The 18,589-nt window shown below is 43.6% G+C and carries 16 protein-coding genes; 9 read left to right on the top strand and 7 right to left on the bottom strand.

Translation table 11 applies throughout. The features are described 5' to 3' along the window. The first annotated feature begins 22 nt into the window (after window positions 1-22). Complete coding sequence (locus LFX25_RS00250; RefSeq protein ID WP_406600512.1) at window positions 23-1,009, top strand: tetratricopeptide repeat protein; 987 nt, start codon at window positions 23-25, stop codon at window positions 1,007-1,009. A gap of 196 nt (window positions 1,010-1,205) precedes the next feature. Here LFX25_RS00250 and folP read toward each other — a convergent pair whose 3' ends face one another. Beyond that, window positions 1,206-2,051, bottom strand: a complete 846-nt coding sequence (gene folP / locus LFX25_RS00245) for a dihydropteroate synthase (RefSeq protein ID WP_238728318.1) — start codon at window positions 2,049-2,051, stop codon at window positions 1,206-1,208. A gap of 94 nt (window positions 2,052-2,145) precedes the next feature. Between folP and LFX25_RS00240 the strand changes: the two genes are divergently transcribed. The 4 genes from LFX25_RS00240 to LFX25_RS00225 are packed head-to-tail and all read left to right on the top strand — an operon-like array spanning window position 2,146 to window position 7,226. Continuing rightward, window positions 2,146-4,209, top strand: coding sequence for an OmpA family protein (locus LFX25_RS00240; RefSeq protein WP_238728317.1), 2,064 nt, complete (start codon window positions 2,146-2,148; stop codon window positions 4,207-4,209). Window positions 4,210-4,218: 9 nt separating this feature from the next. Next, window positions 4,219-5,367 carry a DUF1577 domain-containing protein gene (locus tag LFX25_RS00235; protein ID WP_238728316.1) on the top strand — a complete coding sequence of 383 codons (1,149 nt, stop codon included), beginning with the start codon at window positions 4,219-4,221 and terminating at the stop codon, window positions 5,365-5,367. A gap of 6 nt (window positions 5,368-5,373) precedes the next feature. Continuing rightward, on the top strand, window positions 5,374-6,693 hold the full coding sequence (gene hisS, locus LFX25_RS00230) for a histidine--tRNA ligase (protein WP_238728315.1): 1,320 nt from the start codon (window positions 5,374-5,376) through the stop codon (window positions 6,691-6,693). Continuing rightward, window positions 6,690-7,226 (top strand): phosphatase PAP2 family protein, encoded by a 537-nt coding sequence (locus tag LFX25_RS00225; protein WP_238728314.1) that lies wholly within the window; start codon window positions 6,690-6,692, stop codon window positions 7,224-7,226. The genes hisS and LFX25_RS00225 overlap by 4 nt, the downstream gene beginning before the upstream one ends. Here LFX25_RS00225 and LFX25_RS00220 read toward each other — a convergent pair. From LFX25_RS00220 to LFX25_RS00205, 4 genes are all read right to left on the bottom strand, one after another. After that, window positions 7,185-8,360, bottom strand: coding sequence for a Re/Si-specific NAD(P)(+) transhydrogenase subunit alpha (locus tag LFX25_RS00220; protein ID WP_238728313.1), 1,176 nt, complete (start codon window positions 8,358-8,360; stop codon window positions 7,185-7,187). The genes LFX25_RS00225 and LFX25_RS00220 overlap by 42 nt on opposite strands. A 79-nt stretch (window positions 8,361-8,439) precedes the next feature. Then, a complete protein-coding gene (locus tag LFX25_RS00215; protein ID WP_238728312.1) occupies window positions 8,440-9,378 on the bottom strand; it encodes a UDP-glucuronic acid decarboxylase family protein in 939 nt (312 codons plus the stop codon). Beyond that, window positions 9,375-10,253 (bottom strand): M50 family metallopeptidase, encoded by an 879-nt coding sequence (locus tag LFX25_RS00210; RefSeq protein WP_238728311.1) that lies wholly within the window; start codon window positions 10,251-10,253, stop codon window positions 9,375-9,377. The genes LFX25_RS00215 and LFX25_RS00210 overlap by 4 nt, the downstream gene beginning before the upstream one ends. 165 nt (window positions 10,254-10,418) lie before the next feature. Continuing rightward, entirely contained in the window at window positions 10,419-12,113 is a 1,695-nt protein-coding gene (locus LFX25_RS00205; RefSeq protein ID WP_238728310.1) for a methyl-accepting chemotaxis protein, read from the bottom strand. Between the two features lie 499 nt (window positions 12,114-12,612). On the opposite strand from LFX25_RS00205, the gene LFX25_RS00200 reads away from it, so the two are divergent. Genes LFX25_RS00200 through LFX25_RS00185 form a run of 4 tightly spaced genes read left to right on the top strand, consistent with a single transcriptional unit; the run spans window position 12,613 to window position 15,280 of the window. Beyond that, on the top strand, window positions 12,613-13,092 hold the full coding sequence (locus LFX25_RS00200; RefSeq protein WP_238728309.1) for an LIC_10042 family TonB-like protein: 480 nt from the start codon (window positions 12,613-12,615) through the stop codon (window positions 13,090-13,092). Continuing rightward, a complete protein-coding gene (locus tag LFX25_RS00195; protein ID WP_238728308.1) occupies window positions 13,076-13,615 on the top strand; it encodes a UpxY family transcription antiterminator in 540 nt (179 codons plus the stop codon). Before LFX25_RS00200 ends, LFX25_RS00195 begins: the two co-directional genes overlap by 17 nt. Next, window positions 13,599-14,567, top strand: coding sequence for a KpsF/GutQ family sugar-phosphate isomerase (locus LFX25_RS00190; protein ID WP_238728307.1), 969 nt, complete (start codon window positions 13,599-13,601; stop codon window positions 14,565-14,567). Before LFX25_RS00195 ends, LFX25_RS00190 begins: the two co-directional genes overlap by 17 nt. A gap of 2 nt (window positions 14,568-14,569) precedes the next feature. Further along, window positions 14,570-15,280 carry a type I 3-dehydroquinate dehydratase gene (locus LFX25_RS00185; RefSeq protein ID WP_238728306.1) on the top strand — a complete coding sequence of 237 codons (711 nt, stop codon included), beginning with the start codon at window positions 14,570-14,572 and terminating at the stop codon, window positions 15,278-15,280. Window positions 15,281-15,402: 122 nt separating this feature from the next. On the opposite strand, the gene LFX25_RS00180 is transcribed toward LFX25_RS00185, so the two are convergent. Then, entirely contained in the window at window positions 15,403-16,908 is a 1,506-nt protein-coding gene (locus LFX25_RS00180; RefSeq protein WP_238728305.1) for a tetratricopeptide repeat protein, read from the bottom strand. Window positions 16,909-16,971: 63 nt separating this feature from the next. Next, window positions 16,972-18,588: a GMC family oxidoreductase N-terminal domain-containing protein gene (locus LFX25_RS00175; protein WP_238728304.1), complete on the bottom strand. Its 1,617-nt coding sequence runs from the start codon at window positions 18,586-18,588 to the stop codon at window positions 16,972-16,974. Between the last annotated feature and the right edge of the window lies 1 nt (window position 18,589).

The raw sequence follows: 18,589 nt of genomic DNA, 5'->3' as shown, positions 1-18,589 counted from the left end.
TAAAAAAAGAAGACTTCCGTTTCTGCGGTTCGAACTTCTATCGATCTTATTACTCGCGTCTCTTTTTCAATTTTGTATTTATCCGATCCGCGAAGCGGAAGTATTGGAAACCGATCCTTCCTTTTTATATTTGGATTCATCCGAATTTTCTCAGACCGAACTGGAAACGATTTCTTCCATTTGGAAAGTCAGAGGTCTTCGCGGAAAGGGGACCACCGCGGAAGATAAAAACAATATCGGCGTTCTTTTAGCGAAGAATTCCCTTTTGGACGACGCGGAAGCCTCGTGGAAAGAATGTCTGAAACTTTCCGAGCACAACCCGATTTGTTTTTCCAACTTGATCCGCATGCATTATCTGATCGACGAATACGATCTTGCAAAAGAGGAAATCGCTTTTTATTTGAAATCCGCGAAAAAAGATCAGATTCAACAATTTCGTAAACTTTTGAATTCGCAAAGCAGAAGGGAAGAAACGGTTTTGCTGCTCGACGTTCAATCCAAGATTCCGGGTATGGAAGTCGTTTCTTGGGAAGAATTGAGTAACTATTTTCTGGAAAAACAGGACTTCGAAAAAGCGTACTACTATTTGGAAAGAATTCTCCAGATCAATCCGTATCACAAAAACGCGCGGGCGTCGATGGTGTTGCTCGCGCACGACTTGGAAAAGTGGGACGATCTTCTGATGTTCGCAATGAATCTTTATTCGACGGACGACAAAATCCCCGATTTGAATTATTATATCGCGAAAGCATATTACGAAAAACGAAATTACTCCGAGGCCTTGGAGTGGATTCGAAAATCTCCCGAATCGGAAAAGGAAACGGTTCCCTTTATCGAACTCTGGAAGCGAATTCTTTTGTCCGTAAATCCGAACGCGGACCTACATCCGATTCTCCCTTATATCAAACGAATGCAGGCGAAAGGTTTGCAGATTCGGGAAGAAGACATTTTACCGACGCTCAATCCTACAGGCAAGAAGACGATCGAAGATATCAAAGTGGGGCGTTAACTGTAAAATCATATGTTTGTCGGGCAAATTTGAGGAACAGAAATTTGTCCGTGGTTCGGTAAACGTATGAGTTCCCACAATACCCCTCGCACAAAAAGTCGTAATTCATTCTATCAACTATCTTTGATACTTGTTCCGACAAACAACCCTATATAAAAAGTTCTTGTAAACTTCCGAAAAAATAGAACGCAATTCTTCACGAAGAATGAAGAAGGTTCCAAATACGCAAGGTTTGTTTCAGGTTTTTCGGTTCGTGCGTTCTGATATATTCCACTTTTTGAATGGAAAGATACAGTTCCGCGATTACGGTCGCGATTTCACGTTCGTTGACGTCCAAACCGCCGAGTGCGTTTCCTAAAAACGACTTCTTCGTAACTGAAACCATCATCGGCGAGAATTCTTCTTTAATAGTTTGGATTCTTCTTAAAACCTCAAAGCTGACTTGAAAATCGGGGCTGAGAAAAAATCCCATTCCCGGATCAAAGATCAATTGCTCTTGTGAAATTCCCGCTTGAATCAAAGCCTTTTTTCTTTCCCGAAAGAATGCGACGATTTCTAAAATCACGTTATCCGGCGTAAGGTGAGAATTCTTTTCCGCGCGATTGGATTGATTGTGCGAATACATGAGAATGAATTTTCGATCGCTGCCCGCGAACTTTGAAATTTCGCGAACGGATTCCGAATCCACAAAGCCGCGGATATGATTGATAAATTCGGCTCCGGCTTCCAAGGAACGAGCAATGACTTCCGGTTGAAACGAATCGACGGAAACGCGAACTCCCTTAGCGATCAGATCGGGGATCAAATTCTTCATTCTTACCCATTCGATTTCGGGTCCGACCAAACCCGCTTGGATATTGGAAGATTGCGCACCTATATCGATTACGTTTGCGCCTTGAGACACAAGGGATTCGGCCTTTTGCAAAGAAGCAGCATGAGTCAGATATTTTCCGCCGTCCGAAAACGAATCTTCGGTGATGTTCAAAACTCCGAAGATCACGGGAGAATGTTCCGAAGAATTCGTATCCTGCTTACTTTCCATCTTTAAAAACTCCGAATCAAGACCGATACTTTAAGGGAGATCCTGAATTTAAACTAAAAACGGCAACTCTTCTACATTCTTTTTGGAGTGATTCATGCGTCCTTTTATGAAATCGATTTTCTTTTTATTTTTCTTCATACTTGCACCCGTTTTTTCGCAACCGTTGCCGGATCTTCTCGAAAAACAATTCGGCCAACCTCTCAACACGCAAAACGACGAGTACAATCCGATTATCAGCCCTGACGGCAAATACGTTGTGTTTCAATCCAATCGACCCGGCGGCGAAGGCGGAATGGATCTTTGGATTTCCGAAAACGTCCGATACATGGACAAAGAAATTCCCGCCGAATGGACCAAGCCGGTAAACATGAATCAGAACATTCGGGAAGAATTGAAACGTCCTGCCGTTCCCGGCGTTCGCAAACCCAACTTATTCAACTCGAACGCTTTCGAGGGCGGGGTTTCGATTTTATTCGACGCAAATCACGCGCCTTCCGAAATTTATTTCACCTCAACGATCAATACGGCTGTGAACCGTAGCGGTTTTGAAGGTTTGAATATTTATAAAACCGTGAAGGATAAGAAGACCGGAAGATGGACCGATCCGGAACATCTCAGCGAAATCAATTCCAACTTCAACGAGAAGATGCCTGCGATTTCACCCGATGGAAACTTTCTGATCTTTTCATCGGATCGTCCGGGCGGTTACGGAGATTTCGATCTTTGGATCTCTGTTCGAAATATGAAAAACGGAACTTGGTCTCAACCGAAAAATTTAGGAACGCCTCTCAATTCTTCCGAAAGCGACATTCTTCCGTTTATCCATCAAGACGGAGAACAACTTTATTTCAGTTCCAATCGCGAAGATGAAAGAAAGAAATTCAAACTCTATCGAATCTTTCTCAGATATAAATCCGCGTTAGACAGCATGTTGGAAGACGAAGAAGAATCGGAAGAATCTTCCGCCACAAAACAAAACGAAAATGTCGTTCCAAAAGTGGATCAATCTTCTTTGTTGCTTCTTCCAAAACCGTTTAACACGGATAAATGGGAAGGATTCGACAACGAAGGAATCAGCTTTGATCGGGACGGAATTTGGGCTTACATTTCTTCCAACCGCACCGGAGGAGAAGGCCAGTTCGACATCTATCGCTTTCAAGTTCCGGAATCTCTTCGCAATTCTTACGCGCTCAACTTCAAAGGTTTGGTTTTAGACGGTTCCGAAAAGACGATGATCGGATTGGATTCCACGTTAAAGATTTACGACGGAAACAAACCCGCGAACGTAATCACTTCCAAGCGGATCGGAGGCGATCTCACAAAAGGAAGACCGTCGAATTTTTCCACAAACCTGCAAACAGGCAGAGTTTATCGCGTTGAAATCAGTTCTCCAGGATTTCATCCTCAGGAAGACGTTCTCGATCTAAGAGGTAATATTGGAAAGAATCGAAAGATTTATAGAACTTACGTGCTTCTTCCCATCAAAACCGGAGAAGGAAAAACGGAAGAAACGAAAGTCGAACAACCCGTTGACAATCAGACTTCCACTTCCGCAGCGATGAAAGTGGTTGTAGCGGACGCAACAACGAAACAAATTATTTCCGATGCAAAAGTCACACTTTTTACACCGATCAATCGAAAAGGAGAATCTCTGATTCAGGAAGCGGATAAGAAATCCTTTTTAGTCAATAAATTGCCGGAAAACGATTTCGAGTTGTTTGCGACCGCTCCGAAATATATTTCCGAGAGCGTGAACATCGTTCAAAAAAATATTTCCAAAAACGGAACCGTGACTATTTTTCTTAAAGCGGAGAAGGACGTAGATCCGATTTATAATCTACAACTTTACTTCGAATTTAATAAAACAAAAATCACGGACGAGAACAAAAAGTTCCTAGCGCCTCTTGTAGACTATCTTGTTAAAAATGCGTCCGATAAAATTGAAATCGGGGGACATACGGATAACGTAGCCTCGAAAGAATACAATACGAGATTGAGTGCTAAAAGGGCTCGTAACGTTTATGAATATCTTCTTTCTAAGGGGATTTCGGAAAAACGGATGAAAGTCAGAGCCTATTGGTATTCGCAACCGGAAGCTGATAATGAGACAGAAACTGGCAGAGCAAAAAATAGAAGAGTGGGTTTCAGAAAACTCTAAGGAGTTTTCATGACGGTACAATATCAAAAATATCTGCAGGCTCCCAGGTCTTGGGAAACGATACAAGACCTGAATAAGATCAAATATATTCTCAAGGAATACATTCACTTTCAGGGTTTGCTCGTTAAGGAATCGCCTTTCCATCAGGAATTAAAGCCGATGGAAATCCGGGAAGACGGATCGTTCGTATTTCCGATCGACTCCACACTTACGAACGTGGACGACGAACTAGTTCTTTATAGAACTCTTTCCAAACACATAGAAATCGGATTCGAAGTGATCGAAAAAACCGATTCTCAAATCGTTTGCAAACCCGTTTTCGCTAAGATCGCGAAAACCCAAAGAATGTCCCCTCGCATCGAAGGGTTGATCGGTAAAGTCATTTCGCATAAATTTCTGATTCCTAGAAAAGAATTAGAAGTCAATAAAGTACTCGGAACTTCCGGGCAAATCATCCTGAACGATCTGAACCGCAAGGTAAAAGCGATGTATCCGAGTTCTAAACTCGTATTCAGTTCTTCTAAAGAACTGACACCCGAGGAAGAACTCGTAAAAAAATTCAAAAAGCCGATCTACATCCCGGATACGTCGCTCTTAGACACCGGTAAGGAGGGGGAATTCGCAAACCTGGATCTTCTTCCGATCAAAGAAGTTCTTCAAGAAGAATTGATCCTCGAAGAAAGAATGCGTTTCTTTAAAGGAAGCAAAACCCGTTCTCTTCTTATTTATCCGATCGTCTTTCAAAACGGAGGCGAGGCCCAAATCTTTGCGATGGGTGTGATCGAATCGAGCGAAGGCCCGATCTCGGATAAGGTCATCCCTTTGTATAAGGAAATGGAAGAGATTTTCAATTCCAGAATGGGAGATTCCAACACAAAATCCTTGGACGTCCGGCAGAACGTTCTGAACATTTCGGAAGGTGGAATTCTTCTGGAAGTTACCGAATCGGAACTGATCGAATCCTTTCTCCACAAACCGATTTTTACGGCCGATATCACCTTTAAGATGCAAGCCCCGTTGCGATTTGCGTTTCATATCCGACATATTTCCCAAGTCGGAGAAATCTATCATGTAGGTGCAGAAATAGTTGGCTCCAATGATGCTAAGGCAAATATGACTCTATTGAAGAAAAATATGAACTTCATTAAGACTCAGTAATTTGCCTTGGAAAATCAGAAGAACTTTTTAACCACAGCGCCCTACAAAGGTACCAGAGATTTTTATCCGGAGGAAATGCGCCTCCGGAATTGGATGTTTTCCGTTATGCGGGAAACCGTTTTGTCTTTCGGATATCAAGAATACGACGGACCCATCCTCGAGTCCTTCGATCTTTACAAAGCCAAAAGCGGAGAAGAGATCGTTGAACGGCAATTATACGATTTTATAGACAAGGGAGAACGAAGAGTCGCGATTCGTCCCGAAATGACGCCGACGCTTGCAAGAATGGTCGCGGGAAATCTCAGAAATCTTCCCCGTCCCGTTCGTTGGTTTTCCATTCCAAACCTATGGCGTTACGAACAACCGGGCAAAGGAAGACTCCGCGAACACTGGCAGTTGAACGTCGACCTTTTCGGCGTGGACACGCACCGTGCGGAACTCGAAATTCTTCTGATCGCAGATTCTATCTTACAAAGATTCGGAGCGCCCGCCGGATCGTATCAAATCAAAGTTTCGCACAGAAAACTTCTGGATAGTTTTTTAAAGAATTCCCTGAAACTCAACGAGGATCAAGTTCACGGAGTTTCCAAACTTTTGGATAAAAAATCCAAAATTTCACCCGAAACCTTTCAAGCTGAAATTAAACCTCTCTTGAACAATTTCGACGAGCAGCTCGCTTTGATCGAAACCTATCTCGCTTCTAATCTAGAAACGATTTCAAAAATTCCTGGAATCGATCCTGATTCCGTTTCATTCATTCAAAACTTATTCAAAGAACTCAAAGAGCTCGGAGTCGACAAACAACTCGTATTCGATCCTTCCATCATCCGCGGTTTCGATTATTACACCGGATGTATTTTCGAGGTATTCGATACGAATCCCGAAAACAGAAGATCCTTGTACGGCGGCGGAAGATACGACAATCTCATCGGATTGTTTTCCAAAGAACAACTTTCAGGAATCGGTTTCGGATTGGGCGATGTGACCCTAAAAAACTTCTTAGAGGGCCACAATCTGATTCCCGACTTGAGCAGGGAAAAAACGGTTTTTCTTCCGATCATGGACGAAGCGCTTTTTGTGGAAACATTCAAACTTTCCAAAGAACTTCGCGAGAATGGAATCCTCACCGAAACGATGTTAGATTCCGCGAAAATTGGAAAACAAATTCAGGTCGCGGAAAAAAAAGGTTATCGGTACGTACTGTTTCTTGGAGAATCGGAAATTCGTTCGGAAACGGTTCAAATCAAGGACCTTGTTTCCGGAGAACAAAAGAGCCTATCTAGAAAAGGGCTTGCCGATATTCTGAAAAAAGACTTTCGACTTTGATACAAATCGTAGACCAAATCGATTTTTCGCTCTCTACTTGGATTCGGACCAATCTCCACAATCCTAAGTTGAGTCACGTACTTTCCAAAATCAATCGCGGAGAAGTTTTTCTTATCATTCTTCTACCGTTTCTTTACTTCAAGAGCGATCTTCCGATTTCTTGGTATTGGGTTTTGCTTTTTACCGGACTTGTGACGTATGCAAACGACCGCTTCGTTTTATTTCTCAAGCGCCTGATCGCGAGAAAACGACCGTTGATTACCGTTGCCGGCAAAGTGGATTCGAATCCGGACATGAAACATTCGTTTCCGTCGGCGCACGCGGCGAATTCGATGACTGCGGTTTTGATTCTTGTGCTTTTGTTTCAGTTTTCTCCGGCCTTGATTCTGATTAGTTTCTTAGCCGGAGTCGGTAGGCTGCTTTCTCTGCATCACTTTGTAAGCGATGTGATCGGCGGTTGGATTATCGGAACGTTTTTCGGTTTTGCCGGTTTATTTCTTGGCAGCGCTCTTCTTCGGTTTTGCTGCTCCTGAACCCGCTTTTGATCCCAATGCATCCAATGTAAGTTTGTGACGAATCTCGCCTTCGTGAGTGATCGTCGTAGAAGAAAGAATCTCATCGTTCAAGTCGAGATTGATCTTCTTGTCCTTAATCAAAAGTTTGAGAAAGTTTAAAACGTTCTTGCTGAACATTTTAGAAGCATCGCTCGGAATGGAACCCGCGAGGTTTTTGTGACCGATTACGGTTACACCTTTTGGTGTTACTACGTTCTGTCCATGTTTCGTATATTCGCAGTTTCCACCCATGGAAGAGGCGAGGTCTACAACGACCGAACCGGATTTCATGTTATCCACGATTTTTTTCGTTATGAGCAACGGCGCTTTCCTGCCCGGAATCAAGGCGGTAGTAATGATTACATCCGCTTTCTGTGCGTATTTATCGATAGCTTCTTGCTGGCGCTTTTTGTATTCTTCGGTTTGTTCCACCGCATAACCGCCGGCCGCCGCAGAGTGAGAAGCCCCTTCTACTTCCACGAACTTAGCGCCGAGAGAGTGAACTTGTTCCTTCACTTCCGGTCTTGTATCGAACACGTCCACAACCGCTCCTAATCTTCTGCTGGAAGCGATCGCTTGTAAACCCGCAACGCCCGCTCCGATAATCAAAACGGAAGCCGGAGTGATGGTTCCCGCTGCGGTAGTAAGCATCGGGAAAAAACGAGCTAAATGAGAAGCGGCAAGCAGAACCGCTTTGTAACCCGCAACGGTCGCCTGAGAAGAAAGCACGTCCATAGACTGCGCTCTGGTGATTCTCGCAATCGCATCCAAGCTCAGAACTTCGACTTTTTTAGCCGCGAGTTTTTGGATGGTTTGTGCATTCATCGCAGGTTGGAACATTCCGAGATAGATCGTTCCCGATTTAATCTTTGCTAAAGTTGCAGGATCTGCGAGATGAATGCTCACGATGATATTGGACTTACTAAGAACGTCCTGACGGGATACGAGACTTGCTCCCGCTTTTTTATAATCTTCGTCGTGATAGAAAGATTGTTCGCCGGCGCCCTTTTCTACGAGAACGGTTGCTCCAATCTTTTTCAATGCGTCGACGATATCAGGAGTTACGGATACTCTTGTTTCTTCTTTAGCTTCTTTTAGAATTCCAATATTCATAATTTATTCCCGGTGATTGATTCAATAGCGTTTCCGGACGCGTTTCGGTAAAGTACGTCCAGATTTTCTTCGCGTAAATTTAATCCAAGTTATTTTTAAAGTAATCGATGGTTTTCCGAATTCCTTCGATTAAAGGAACCTTAGGTTCAAATCCAAGATGTTTTTTTGCCAGAGTTAAGTCCGGTTTTCTACGGGCCGGATCGTCCTGCGGTAAAGGTTTATGAATGATCTTGGAGGAAGAACCCGTTTCCTTCAGAACCATTTCCGCTAATTCGCGAACCGTAAACTCTCCGTCGTTTCCGAGGTTGACCGGACCCGAGAAATTTTCGGTGTTCATCATTCGGATGATTCCTTCTACAAGATCGTCGACATAACAAAAGGAACGAGTTTGATCCCCTTCTCCGTAAAGTGTTATGTCTTCTTTTTTGAGGGCTTGTACGATGAAGTTACTGACAACTCTTCCGTCGTCGGGAAGCATTCTCGGACCGTATGTGTTGAAGATGCGGATTACCCGAATGTCGACTTTATGATTTCTTTGATAATCGAAGCAGAGAGTTTCCGCAACCCGTTTGCCTTCGTCGTAGCAGCTTCTGATTCCGATCGGGTTTACGTTTCCCCAATAAGATTCTTTTTGAGGATGTTCGAGAGGGTTCCCGTAAACTTCGCTCGTGGAGGCCTGGAGAATTCTCGCTTTCACCCGTTTAGCGAGACCGAGCATATTCATCATTCCCAGTACGTTCGTTTTGATCGTCTTGATCGCATTGGACTGATAGTGAATCGGACTTGCAGGACAAGCCATATTGTAAATCTGATCGACTTCGAGTTTGATCGGATCGGTTATATCATGTCTGATAAATTCGAACTTAGAATGATCGAAAAGATCTTGGATATTCTTCTTTCTTCCCGTATGAAGATTATCCAAGCAGATAACTTCATTTCCTTCGTTTAAAAGTCTAGCACACAGATGGGATCCGATAAACCCGGCTCCGCCTGTGATCAAAATTCTTTTTTTGCTCATGATTCTTCTTTTTCCAAAAATTCCGACTGCAAAGGTTTTCCGTTTAGATCCAAGCCTTTGCTGAAAAACCATTCCATGACTTCCGGAGTTATTTCTCCTGGGAATGGAGCTTCCATAGTTCCGTCCTCGGGAAAGTGGAATGAGTCTTCTTCCTGCAGAAAATCCTGACTCGGAACCTGCGATTGGAAAACTCTTTTAACCGATACGAATATGATGGATAAGCTAAAAAAAGACCAGAGGAGAGCAATCAAATATCCCAGAACAATTACCGATTTAGGAACGCCGTGCGCGGGATTTGCGCCCGTAATCCACGTCGCCATAATGCCCGCGTCCGTGTAAGCGATGTTCCCGGTAAAATCGAGAAGATCGTATAAGCTGTATAGAGTGATGCTCGTTCCGATAAACACAAGAACGAATTGATTCAATCTTAGATTGAAAAGACCGAGCAAGACGAAACTCAAACCCCAAAGAATTCCCGTATATTGCGCCAAGTTACCCGGCTTTGAATAAGAAATGGTCATGAGCAAAAGAATCGCTCCGAACGAAATCAAAGTCGGCCGAATCATCTTTCCGGAAAATCCGCGGTTCAATAAAAAACCGCCGATCAAACAAGAGCCGAGATAACCGGCGGACACGACAAAAATAAACGCGCCTTTTCCAGAACTTGGAATCGCGATCGTTTCCCCGGATTCGTTTCCGTGCAGTTCGATCGCATGAACCGAGCCGCCCGTTAAAAGAGCCGCAATCGCGTGACCGATCTCATGAATGAAAACGATGAAGTCTTTCAGATAACTGACAAGGTGATGATCCCAAAAAGAAAAAAGCGTAATCGCGATCGAAATAAAAATCGTCAGCCTGAGAAATCGATTCTCCATCGATCTCATTATCGGCAGATTTTTTCATTTTCGAGAGAATTTACCACGCAGGGTAAGTTTAGTTTTCCTTTATTAAAAAGATAAGCGGATCATGCAGATTAAACCGAATTAGATCGACCGAGTCGACTAAGTTAACTCGAACTTCGCTCCCTAAGGGTCGCGAAGTTATGTTCTAAAATGTTTTAAGATCTCCCGCAGCTTTGCCGCTTTCAAAACCGATTCGTCAACGGTATGTTTAATTTCTTCGGAGGTTCTCGCAATGGACTCGGAACTATCGGAGATCGTCTGCATCGATAAAGAAATTTCATCGGAAGCGGTTTTCTGAAAACCGGAGGATTCGTTCACCGTTGCACCGAGTCGATCGACTTGATCGGTGTTCTTTCGTATTTCGTTTAATTTTTCCGCTTGCGCCGCTAAGGATGCCGTTACGATCGTAGCGGAAGAATTCACTTCGCCGATATAATCCGTAAGTTCTTTCACGATGGATAAAGACTCTTGAAATTTTTCTGCGCCGAAGTCAACCGCTTTGGCGGTGTTTCCGATCAGACTCACGATATCCTTAATTGAGTTTCGTGTTTGATCGGCGAGCTTTGAAATTTCTTCCGCGACCACGCTGAAACCTTTTCCCGCTTCGCCCGCTCTTGCAGATTCGATAGAAGCGTTTAACGCGAGAAGATTCGTTTTTTCCGAAATGGAAGTAATGATGCTGATGATCTTAGAAATTCCGTTCGAGTATTCCTTGATTTCATCCATTGCCAAAATAGCTCTTCCGAACGTCTCTTCGCTCTGAGAAGCTTTTTGTTTTACAGAAGAAGTTTGAAAGGAAAGATCGTCCATTGATTTGGAAACTTTCTGAATCGATTCTGTCACCTTTCCGATTCCTTCGTTGATCGCATTCAAGCCGGATGACTGAAGATGAATCGATTTGACGATCTCGTCCATTGTAGACGACAATTCCTGAGAAGCCGATGCGGTTTCTTCTACGGAAGCGGCCTGCGTATGCGTCTTCGATTGGAATTGCTCGGTGGACTGGGAAAGATATTGATAAAGTTCCTGATTCTTTTCGAAATTTTCTTTGATCTGAACCAACAATCCCCAAACGCTGATCACGAGAACTCTCAATGAAGAATACACTTCGGCAATTTCGGAATTTTGTTTCCGAGCGGGAATCTCTAAAAGAAAATTCCCCGATACGATGTCTTTCTGAATCGCAATGATTTCCCGTATCTCCTTTCGATAACCCAAAATTGTCCCGATTAGAAAAACAATTCCTAACGTTCCGCAAAGAATTCCAATCAAAGGGAGCAACATCATTCCACTATGAATCCATTCTATATTCGCAAACAAGAGCGGAACGAATACAAGCAAAGCATAGGTGAAGATTTTTCCGGCTAATCCCAATTTTTTGGATAAGATCTGAAATCTCGTTTTTATCTTTATTGAAATCGAATTCGTATCATGGAGCTCTTTAAAAAGAATTTCTGCCGTAGCGATTTGTTTCCGAGTCGCTTTTTTTCGAACGGACATAAAACCCGAAACAATCCCTTCGCTCATCACCGGAGTAATCGTCGCATCTACCCAATAATGATCTCCTGATTTGGCACGGTTCTTAACCACGCCGCTCCATGGATTGCCGCTTTGAATCGTTTCCCACATTTCCCGATACACCTCCGCCGGAACATCCGGATGGCGGATCAGGTTGTGCGGTTCGCCCAACATTTCCTTTTCGCTAAAGCCGCTGATATCCGCGAAATCCTGACTAACGTAGGAAATTCTTCCTTTCGTATCTGTACGCGAAATCAATACCGCAGCCGGGGGAATCTCTAATTCTTTATTCGTAATAGGGAGATTTTTTCTCATTCAAAGCTCCTCCATTTCCATCGCAAACTAAGCGCGGATCGGCTTAAAGAAGAATTTTGGATCATATTTAAAAAGCGTACGGTGTCTAATGATAAACGAAAGGAAAGTAAACGATACGGAGAATTCAATGAAAATTGAATATACTCCGAATTACTTAGTGCGCGTCGCAAAACCTCGGTTTACTTTGTCAGAAAGATCGAGCTAAAAAAACCTGCCCCGGTTTAGGACGGGTTCTTATATTCCATTTAGGGAACAAGGATTTAGGACGGTTCAGATCCGTTAAGTAACTCAAAGTAGAACGCAGAGTTTGCATCAAGGACGTAATTTTGGAAAGAATTCGGATTTCCTGCTTAGCTTCAAATCCGACTTAACTCTTTTTTCTGTGAATCAAAAAGATTGACCTGAATTTGGAAAGATTTTTATAAATGACGATCAAATCTCTACCGAGTCTTCCCGGGTATCGATTGCCTTTGGAGAACGAATTCGAAAGAATGGACTTGTGAGCATTCGCCTTTCTTTTCTCGCTTCCGGCTTCTTTCATATTCTAATATTTTTGTTTTTCTTTATACCGCTCTTTAAATCCGAATCGATCGCCGATCTTAAGATTTTTTTAAAAAGGGGCGCAACCCCAAACGTTACACTCAGCCTTTCCAAGGAAGGCCTAGGTCAGAGATCGGAAACGACCCCGTCCGAAAATTCGAGCGCGGAAGGGACCTTACAAAAAGAAATCGAAAAATTTAAAAACGAAATCCACTTTCCGCAAGGCGCGCTGGATCAAAGACTGGAATCGGATTGTTCTTGGGAAGTGAAAATAAAATCTGACGGAAAGGGAGAAATTCTCAGGACCATTCAACCTTGTCGATATTCGATATTCGACGTCGAATTTCAAAGAGCGTTGAAAACTTGGAAATTCGATCTCAACGAAGGAACAAACCTAATTATTCCGGTTTCCTTTAAAGTAGATGAAAGAGAATTCTGAAGTCAACGAGTGGTATGTTCTTTATACCAATCCAAGAGCCGAAAAAAAGCTCAAACGATTGTTTCAGGAAAGAAAGATCGAATGTTTTCTTCCGCTTCTTTCTAAAAAGAAAAAGTGGTCCGATCGCTGGAAAGTCGTTGAAGAACCGATGTATCCTTCTTATATCTTCGTAAAGATTTCGTTCTATCAAGACAAAGTTAAAGTTCTCCAGCTACCCGGCGCACATCATTTCGTTTTTTACGATGGAAAACCGTATGTGATTCCGGACGAGGATCTCAATTTAGTGAAATCATTTTTGGAAACATATCCGGACAAGATTCAAATCGAAATTCAGGAAAAACTTTCCCCCGGAAAAAAAGTTCTTATCCAAGAAGGACCGTTTACCGGATACAAGGCCGAAGTCATATCGCGTAAGAATGAGGAGCAGATCATCGTTAAATTTCCGGGAATGAATTTGATGACTTCGGTGACTCTCGATATAAAAACGTTAAAACTGGAGGAAAACCTTGGATCCAATTTTTGAGAAGATAGAAAAAGCGATCGATACGGAGATAGAATCCATTCTCCATTTTAGAAAAAACTTGGACCCGTCTATCAAGACGGCAATCGAATTGATCCTTCAATCCAAAGGAAAATTGATCGTAACCGGAGTCGGCAAGTCCGGAGACGTGGGCAAAAAAATTTCATCCACTCTTTCTTCCACCGGAACTCCATCCGTTTTTTTACATCCTGCCGATGCTGCGCACGGTGACGCGGGAATTATCTCCACAGAAGACGTGATCGTCGCGATCGGAAAATCCGGCGAAAGCGAAGAGCTGTTGAATCTCATTCCCACGATCAAAAACATCGGCGCAAAATTGATTTCGATGACGGCTAACGTAGAATCCCGTCTTGCAAAGGAATCCGATGTCGTTTTGATCACTCCCGTTTTAAAGGAAGCTTGTCCGCTGGAACTCGCTCCGACTTCCAGCACAACGATCGCTTTGATTTTAGGCGATGCGATCGCAATGTGTTTGATGGAGCTGAAGGATTTCAAAAAAGAAGATTTCGCACTTTATCATCCGGCGGGAAGACTCGGCAAACGCCTGAGTTTGAAAATCGACGATGTCATGCGTAAGGAAAAGGATCTTGCAAAGGTTTCTCCGAACACCTTGCTGGACGAAATTCTAACCGAGATCACCGTCAAAAGACAAGGCGCGACCGGAGTTACGGATTCGTCAGGAAAACTTTTGGGAATCATTACCGACTTTGATATCCGCAAAAAATTGAAAGAAGGTAAGTTGGATTCTTCGATTACGGCTGAACAACTTATGAACTCCAAGCCGACCACGTTTCAATCCGGTTCAAACGCGTACGACGTACTAAAACAAATGGAATCCAGACCAAGTCCGATTTCAGTGGCTCCGATCGTGGACGAATCGCAGAAGTTGATCGGAATCGTTTCCATACACGATCTTTTGCAAAAAGGTCTCTAATTATGAATCCACGGGAATTTAAAGTCGTTCTTACCGTCAGTGAGAATGAATTTTTTTCTCTCAAAGAACATCCCGCTTGCGATTGGATCGAAATTCGTTTGGATTTATTTTCACCTGAAAGCATTCGAACAAGGCTGAGCGACAAAATCAAAGAATTGAACGCGAAGTGCGTTTTTACTTACAGACAGGCCGGAGATACGGATCAAACAACGGCTTCCAAAGAGAATGAATTAGATTTTCAGAATGTGATAAACTCGATCGATCCGAAAGAGCACTATCTCGATCTGGAGTTGAATCGATCCAACGACCTTTTCGGATCACACGCGGATAGAGGTTTCGGATTGGTCCGATCCGTTCACAAATTCGACGGTATTTTATCCGAACAGGAATTGCGGGATTGGGTCCGTAAGGATCCTTATTTGGATGGAAAGAAAAAATACGAAGGAATTCTTCCGTTAGTTTATAAATTCGCGGTCTTCCCGAATTCGGTAAGCGAACTCACCAATTTTTTAACTTCCTTTCGCTCGATCGCAAACGAATATAAAAATTTGAATGTGTTTTTGACGGGGATTTGTATGGGTCCAATGGGAGTTATATCGAGGGTTTTCCCAGATTTCTTCGGCTCGATTTTTACGTATTGCTGTTTGACAGAACCGAAGGCTCCCGGTCAGGTCGATTTGAATTCTTTGCATCGGCTAAGAAGCTCGCAGTAACTCGGCAAAGTCGCTTTATGGGAATTGAATTCTTTCGATAACCGATAAAGTCAATACGGTTCGCAGTTGGGTTTTTGAGTCGATTCGCGCCGAACGTTCAAGCGGATTTCCAGTACGTAAAATCAGGTTTTATCGAGTGCCTGAGAATCCTGATTCTTCTCTTTATCGCCGCCTTTGGATTCTAAAAAAGATTTAAACAAGGACTTTTCCTTAAACCGATCGAATTCTTTCTCTTCCGCGGCGGCGGCCCAAATCGCCGGTTTCATATTCGCCGCCTTACGAATGTACTCCATAGTCTTTTCAAGGTCGTCCTTGTTCGCATAACATTTTGCCAGCAGATAATACGCTCCCGAAGAACCGCCGACCTTTTCCAACATAAGAATCGCCTGATCGATCTTTCCAGTGTAGTAGTAAGCCTTTCCGAGATAAAATCGATATTCGCGCTCTTCTTCCTCCGAAGATTGAACGGAGTGAAAATAGCGAAGAGCTTTTTCGTATTCTCCGTGATTGGTATAATAACGGGCGAGTTTCAAAATACCGTCGTTGTAAACGTCGGGAAGATTCTTAAATTCGGGGTTTTCCTTTTCCAGTTTGGAAGCGATCTCTTTAAGGATCGTATAACCTTCGGTTTCTTCTTTATTTTGAATTTTACAAAGTGCGAGATACATGCGAATCTCATGTGTCCTTTCGCCGAATTCGAGCGCTTTTTCCGCCGTTTTGATCGCATTCTCGCAATCTTTGACTTCGTACTTGAGTTTGGTCAATCCGATCAAAGGCTGAACCGTCGTATTAACCGCATAGGATTTTCTGTAATACTTCGCGGCTTCTTCGTATCGTTTCATTTTGTGATATGCAACGGCTTGATTTAGATTTGCATAATACAACATTTTCGGACTGCCGCTTCCGATTTTATCCTCGAGCTTATCCAATATGCGAAGAGCTTCCTGATACTTCTCCAAACGGATAAGAATCACGCCGTATTTATACAGATAATCGTGTTTTTCGGGAAAGTCTTTGACAAGTCCTTCCAATAAAATTTCCGCTTTTTGAAACTCTTTGCGATTCGCGTAGATTAGGGAAAGATTCCAGCGCGCCGATTCGTCCCCGGGTTCTTTCTTTAGAATTTTAAGATATTCTTCTTCCGTACTCGGACCGCTTGTTTCCGGTTCTTCCGTTGTCTGTTTTTTGGGGCGATGATGAACTACGTGGCCGGACGAAAGCCTTTCCTCCGCGGTGGATCTGATTTTTTGAATGTGAGTTAGATCCGGATCGATTCTCAACAAACGATTGGAATACGCGATAACTTCGTGATAATCTCTTTGATAATTGAAATAGAGAATGATCTTCTGATAACAGTTTACCAAATCTTTTTTCGGTAGATTTAGACCGACTGCTTTCTTGAACGCCTGAATGGACTTCGGATAATCCCTTCTATATTCGTAGATATATCCCATGTACATCCACGCTTCTCCGGAAGAAGGATTTGCATTGTTGAACTTTTGGAACTCATCCATGGCCTTGGAAAAATCTTTTTTCGCATACGCTTTCTTTCCTTCTTTCAAATCCGCGTACAACGAAGTTGAAATGGAACACAAAAGAACTGAAAAAAGAAAAATCCGCAAGCCCATAGGACCAGTTTCGGAGAGGAAGTCTTTTTTAAAAGTGAATTTGCAACCCCTCTCCTGACTGGTTTATAATAAATTTCCTAATTTTTCCTGTCTTTTCGACGCGAGCGACTCCGATGCTCTGAGCGCCAAACTCATCGTTGTAATCTGGGGATTGACCGAAAGACCGGTAGGATAGACGGAAGCATCGATCACAAAAATATTTTTATGACCATACAATTCCAGATTCGGGTCCACGGCTCCTTTTTCGGGAGAATCCGCGGCTTGAATCGAACCATGAGGATGCGCCGAACCTACGAGTAAACTTCCCGGATTGAATTTTTTTTCAAGAATCCAATCGAACTTCGTGTTTCGATCCACAGGAAAAGGAGCATCCATATCGGGAAAAGGAAAGATCAATTCCTTCGCTCCCGCGGCCGCTTGTACTTCCGCCAACATCTTTAAACCGCGGAGCATATTCTTACCGTCGCCCGGCGTCAGTTCAAAGTAAACCTTTCTAGAACCTAAGGACCATTTTACGGAAGCGTTCGCTTCTCCATCCGATCCGTCACGAACAAGAACGATCCCCGCGCTCATGTTCGAATATCTTTGAATCTGATCGAATTGTTGTTTTCCATAATACGGAATCAAAGAAGCGGCTAACGTGGGTCGGAACGGTGCGACTTCCAGCCAAAATCCGTAACCGGTATTGTTTTGGTTGTGGCCGTCTTTGATCACGGCGGATTGAGGCGGACCGGAGAACATATTGATCTTCTCGTCGAACACCGCGAAGATGGTGCTGGTCGGATGAACTTTCAAATTTCTTCCCACCCAATCGTTTCCTAAACCGGATCTTTGCAAAAGCGCCGGACCTTCGATTGCACCCGCGCTGACCACGACGACCTTCGCGGTAACTTTTACTTTTTTAATCACAGTATCCGGAGCTTTTTCGTACGGATCGGGAGTGAATTCCGCGACCACGACTTTCGTTGTTCCGTCGTGAATAACCTGCGCTTTCATGTTCGCGATCACGGTCGCACCCGCTTCGATCGCATCGGGAATATACGTTAAGAACATGGATTGTTTCGCATTGATCGGACAACCCAACCCGCAACGGCCCAGACCGATACAACCTCGGTTATTGTTGTTCAAAACTTCGGGATGGAGGCCCAAAGCCTTTCCACCCTTCATCAACGTATTGTTATTCGCATTGATGAGATTTTGAGGAACCGGATGAACGCCGAGTCTTTCATGTACGGAAGAAACGAACGGATCCATATCTTGTCTCGAATATCCTTTCAAACCGAATCGTTTATCCCATTCCGAGGTTACGTAGTCGGGAGGATATAAGGATGTCTGCCAGTTTACGGTCGTGGAACCGCCGACGGTTCTTCCCTGAAGAATGCTCAACGTCTGTTCTTCCGAAATAATAAAACCCGCGTCGCGATACAATCGCGCCGAGGATAAGAACTCGTCCCCGCTGAACTGAGCCGGAGTAAAGTAAGAACCTTCTTCGATAAGAACCGTGTTCCAACCGTTCTTAGCAAGAGTGGCCGCCGCAACCGCACCGCCCGCGCCGGAACCGATCACAACTGCGTCGGCTGTGAGTTCCCAAGTTCCGTTTTTGATATTCTCTCTTTCGATAATCTCTTGGTGTTTTTTAGGAGTGATGATTTTATCATTCGCCGCTGGAATTCCGCCCATA

Source organism: Leptospira sanjuanensis (assembly GCF_022267325.1).
Taxonomy (GTDB): Bacteria; Spirochaetota; Leptospiria; order Leptospirales; family Leptospiraceae; genus Leptospira; species Leptospira sanjuanensis.
This window is presented reverse-complemented; position numbering and strand designations above follow the sequence as displayed.

What these genes read in the sequence shown, in the direction of transcription:
- folP (WP_238728318.1), bottom strand. Translation starts at nt 2,051, where the DNA reads ATGGAAAGTAAGCAGGATACGAATTCTTCGGAACATTCTCCCGTGATC.
- LFX25_RS00240 (WP_238728317.1), top strand. Translation starts at nt 2,146, where the DNA reads ATGCGTCCTTTTATGAAATCGATTTTCTTTTTATTTTTCTTCATACTT.
- LFX25_RS00235 (WP_238728316.1), top strand. Translation starts at nt 4,219, where the DNA reads ATGACGGTACAATATCAAAAATATCTGCAGGCTCCCAGGTCTTGGGAA.
- LFX25_RS00220 (WP_238728313.1), bottom strand. Translation starts at nt 8,360, where the DNA reads ATGAATATTGGAATTCTAAAAGAAGCTAAAGAAGAAACAAGAGTATCC.
- LFX25_RS00215 (WP_238728312.1), bottom strand. Translation starts at nt 9,378, where the DNA reads ATGAGCAAAAAAAGAATTTTGATCACAGGCGGAGCCGGGTTTATCGGA.
- LFX25_RS00210 (WP_238728311.1), bottom strand. Translation starts at nt 10,253, where the DNA reads ATGGAGAATCGATTTCTCAGGCTGACGATTTTTATTTCGATCGCGATT.
- LFX25_RS00205 (WP_238728310.1), bottom strand. Translation starts at nt 12,113, where the DNA reads ATGAGAAAAAATCTCCCTATTACGAATAAAGAATTAGAGATTCCCCCG.
- LFX25_RS00195 (WP_238728308.1), top strand. Translation starts at nt 13,076, where the DNA reads ATGAAAGAGAATTCTGAAGTCAACGAGTGGTATGTTCTTTATACCAAT.
- LFX25_RS00185 (WP_238728306.1), top strand. Translation starts at nt 14,570, where the DNA reads ATGAATCCACGGGAATTTAAAGTCGTTCTTACCGTCAGTGAGAATGAA.
- LFX25_RS00180 (WP_238728305.1), bottom strand. Translation starts at nt 16,908, where the DNA reads ATGGGCTTGCGGATTTTTCTTTTTTCAGTTCTTTTGTGTTCCATTTCA.
- LFX25_RS00175 (WP_238728304.1), bottom strand. Translation starts at nt 18,588, where the DNA reads ATGGGCGGAATTCCAGCGGCGAATGATAAAATCATCACTCCTAAAAAA.